Origin of the sequence: Ilumatobacter sp., assembly GCF_041688325.1 — a bacterium.
Taxonomy (GTDB): domain Bacteria; phylum Actinomycetota; class Acidimicrobiia; order Acidimicrobiales; family Ilumatobacteraceae; genus Ilumatobacter_A.
On record NZ_JBDNIJ010000043.1, the window covers coordinates 1 to 3,707 of the forward strand.

Annotated in this window: 5 protein-coding genes; 2 read left to right on the forward strand and 3 right to left on the reverse strand. The window is 64.7% G+C overall.

Features of this window, described 5'->3' with window-relative positions:
• The 3 genes from ACH2EI_RS03330 to ACH2EI_RS03340 all read right to left on the reverse strand — a co-directional run.
• The coding region (locus tag ACH2EI_RS03330) for a DUF3179 domain-containing (seleno)protein (RefSeq protein WP_395159127.1) at positions 1-662 on the reverse strand (662 nt) is incomplete at its 3' end.
• 17 nt (positions 663-679) lie between these two features.
• Positions 680-1,570, reverse strand: coding sequence for a cytochrome c biogenesis CcdA family protein (locus ACH2EI_RS03335; protein WP_395159129.1), 891 nt, complete (start codon positions 1,568-1,570; stop codon positions 680-682).
• Positions 1,567-2,238, reverse strand: coding sequence for a TlpA family protein disulfide reductase (locus ACH2EI_RS03340; RefSeq protein ID WP_395159131.1), 672 nt, complete (start codon positions 2,236-2,238; stop codon positions 1,567-1,569). Before ACH2EI_RS03340 ends, ACH2EI_RS03335 begins: the two co-directional genes overlap by 4 nt.
• 85 nt (positions 2,239-2,323) lie before the next feature.
• On the opposite strand from ACH2EI_RS03340, the gene ACH2EI_RS03345 reads away from it, so the two are divergent.
• Positions 2,324-3,187: a formate/nitrite transporter family protein gene (locus ACH2EI_RS03345; protein WP_395159133.1), complete on the forward strand. Its 864-nt coding sequence runs from the start codon at positions 2,324-2,326 to the stop codon at positions 3,185-3,187.
• Positions 3,188-3,262: 75 nt separating this feature from the next.
• Positions 3,263-3,707 (forward strand): carboxymuconolactone decarboxylase family protein (locus tag ACH2EI_RS03350; RefSeq protein ID WP_395159135.1); only part of this gene is annotated, 445 nt, incomplete at its 3' end.

Sequence of the window (3,707 nt, forward strand, 5' to 3'; positions counted from 1 at the left end):
GTTCCTGCGAAGTCGCCGACGACTGCCTCGCCGGTGATCTGTTGCCACAGTGAAGTCGTGGCGTCGTCCCACATCACCAGGTCGCTTTTGCGCAGTAGCCCCGACACGCCGAAGCGCAGCGTCTGGCCGTCGACTCGGGCGTCGAAGCTGATCGCCGTGTTGCAGAGCGGGCAGAACGTGACGACGACCGGTACCTCGCCGAACTGGTCGTTGACGATCTCGTGGCGGGTGAGAATCGAGAGCGGGTAGAACCGGGTCTCGTCGCCGAATTGGACGAGCGCGCCCGGCTCGCGGTCGTCGAGCCAGTCGGCCGAAGCGATCGCCTCGAAGATCGGTTCGTCGATCGGCGGAATGCGATCGCGGGGATCGACCGACGCGATGCCGAGGCGGAACTCGTCGAGACTGACGGTCCGATTGGTCCAGTCGGTCGGCCAGGGCTCGGTCGCCTGGCTGATTGCCTCACTGAGTTCGGTCCCGTCCTCGATCGGATCGGCGGTCGTGCCCGACGCGTCCCCAGCCGTTGAGTCGGGCGACGTCGTTGCTTCGGCGGAGGCATCGGACGGGGCCACCGCCGGCTCTTCGTCCGCGGTCGAGCTCCCTCCACACGCAACCGAGGTCAGCGCGATGCCCATCGTGAGCGCGGCAAGTCGTTTGTGATTCATGGTCGATCTCCTGTGATTCATGGTCGATCTCCCGATGTCGAGAGGGTGTGGTCGGGGACGTCGTTGTCATCGGGTTCGAACCGCTTCAAGACTGATGACACCATTGTCATGGCGACGATGCCGCCGAGTATCAGACCGACGAGTTCGGAGTTGTCCCCGATCCAGTTCGTCAGCGTCGCTGACCAGCGGTCCACGACCCCTGCGGCCTGGCTCTGCTCGCCGGCGTCTGACGACAAATCGTCGAACCAGAACCACGTGATGTATGCGCCGGCGACGATCAAGAACCCGGCTGAGACTCTATGAACGTAGGGAAGCGCCGAGCGCAGGCGGCGGACGAGCCCGTGCTTCGCCATCGCCACTGCGATCGTGAGCGCAATCAGCACTGCCGACATCCCCGCCGCGTATGCAACGTAGGTGGCCAGACCGGAGGCAAAGCTCGTGCTAGCCAGCGAGCCGACCACCACGGAGAGGAACACGGGCAGAGTGCACGACAGCGACGCCAGTGCGTACGACACACCGAACGCGAAAACCGACTTGCTGTCGCGAGTGCTTGCCCCCTGTCCGGCCTTCAGGAACCCGATGTTGATCTCCAAACCGAGTAAAACCGCGACGCCAAGGATCATCATCAACACCCCCACGCCGAGCGCGACGTATGGAATCCAATCGATGATGGAACGTACGCCGGCATTGATCAGGAGGCCGGTCGTGCCGAACACGACCAGGAAGCCCGCCGACACGATCGCGCCGACCTTGAGTGCCTGCCCGAGACCCGGCCTGCGGGATTCGTCGTCGTCACCGTCGAGCCCCATGAAGTACGAGAGATACGCCGGCAGCATCGCAAAGCCGCACGGGTTCACCGTGGCGACGAGCCCGGCAGCAAACGCGAGGCCGATCGGGGCGTCGATCATGATGCGGCGACCAACTCGTCGATCCGGTCGTTCAACGCAGACTCATTGAGTTGGCCAGCGAACACCTCGAGGATCTGACCGTCGGGGGTGACAAACAGTGTGCTCGGCATGGCGATCAGGCCGAAATCGTGGAAGAGCCCGCCGGTCGGGTCGTCGGCGAGGGTGTAGGTCAGACCGACGTCACCGGCCAGGGCGACCGCCGCGGGGCGAATGTCGGCGTTGGCGATCCCGAGGAACGTGACCTCGTCGCCGCGCTGCTCATGAACGGTCTGGAACTCGGGTAGCTCGCCGACGCAGGCGGGGCACCACGACGCCCAGAAGTTGATCACCAGTGGGGTTCCCTCAAACTCCTCGAACGTCGTACTTGCGCCATCGAAGAGCTCGAAACGCTGCGTCGGCAGTTCACTTTCGATGGCGATCCCGCCTTCCGCCGTACGGGTGTCTTGGACGCCATCGCCGTCGCCAGACACGACGACGACGGCGAAGATGAGGAACACCAGCAAGGCTCCGACAGCGCTGCGCCGTTGGCGTTGAGTGATCACGATTGCCATGCCAGGGGAAACCCGCACAGCGATGCGTTCGATTCCCTGTTTCGTGACTTGTAGGAATTGTCGCAGCGTCGCTGCTGCCGGGAATCGCTCTGCATGCCGAGGAGCCGCTTCAGGCACCGGCGATTTGGGACGGATGACAGCGCACGTCGAGAGCTTTCCGCGCTCTCGGGAATCCCGCTCCCGCGAGTCGGGTTCCGTGGAGGTGGCAACAATCGCTGGACAGATCGACGCGTCCCCGATGAACCAGTTCTTGGCACCGGATCTGGTGATGGTGGAGATGGCCGAAGTCGGCGCGGAGCGCGCGTTGCGGCGCACGGTGCCCGAGGTGATCGTGCTCAGCATGTTGGCGGGCGCATTCATTGCGGTTGGAGCGTTGTTCAGCACGCTGATCGCGACCGGCACCAGTAATGAAGGCCTCCAGCGTCTGATGGAGGGCTTCGGGTTCTCGGCGGGCTTCTTCATCGTGGTGCTGTCGGGCACCCTGCTGTTCACCGAGGTCAACGTCGAGATGCCCGCAACCCTGCTGCGCTGTGGCACGCGTACGCTCGCTGGCCGGGTGGGCCGGCTGTGGGTGCTCGCCGCGTTCGGCAACCTCGCCGGCGCGTTCCTGGTCGGGTGGGCGGTCCACATCGCCCAGTCGTACTCGCCGGGATTCGAGGAGTTACTCGCCGAGATCGTCGACGCGAAGATGCGCTACCGCGAGGTCGGCGGCGCCGGGGGATGGTTCCAAGCGGTGCTCTCCGGCGTGCTCGGGAACTGGCTGGTCGGAATGGCCGCATTCCTGGCCGTCATGGGACGCACGATCATCGGCAAGTACATCCCCGTCCTGCTCACCGTGTCAGCGTTCGTGGCGGCCGGGTTTATGCACAGCCCGGCCAACATGGCCTACTTCTCATTGGCCACGCCCGAAGGGATCGGCCCGGGCTGGGGTCCTGCGCTCGCGTGGAGCATTGCGCCGGCAGCGCTCGGCAACGTCTTGGGCGCCTTCTTCCTCGTCGCGCTGCCGTTCTGGGTGGTCAACACCCGCCGCCAATCCAATGCAACGGTCGAAACGGCCGCGGAATAATTGACGAGGCGACCTGGGTTTCCGAACTGTCCGCCCCTCGACCGGGGCACGACCCCACGACCCAAGGAGATACCGGTGACGAAATACCGAAGCCCACTCGCCGCCCGAACTCTCGACACTGCCGAGGGCGAAGCAGCGGAGCTGCTCGCCGGTGCGCAGAAGGCGACGGGCATGGTGCCCAACATATATGGCGTGATGGCGAACTCGCCCGGCCTCCTCGCGACCTATCTCGACGGCTACAAGCGTTTCCGCAGCGGGTCGGGGTTCTCGTCGGGTGAGCAGGAAGCCGTGTTCCTCACGATCAGCCGCCACCACGAGTGCGACTACTGCATGGCGGCCCACAGCTTCATTGGCGACAATATGTCCAAGACCCCTGTAGAGGTCACCGACGCGATCCGAGATGATCAGCCCATCGCCGACGAGAGCTATGCCGCGCTCGTCGCGATGACCCGCACGCTGCTCGAGACTCACGGTCACCCGAGCGAGTCCGACGTTGCTGCCTTCCGAGAGGCGGGCTACA

What these genes read in the sequence shown, in the direction of transcription:
- ACH2EI_RS03335 (WP_395159129.1), bottom strand. Translation starts at nt 1,570, where the DNA reads ATGATCGACGCCCCGATCGGCCTCGCGTTTGCTGCCGGGCTCGTCGCC.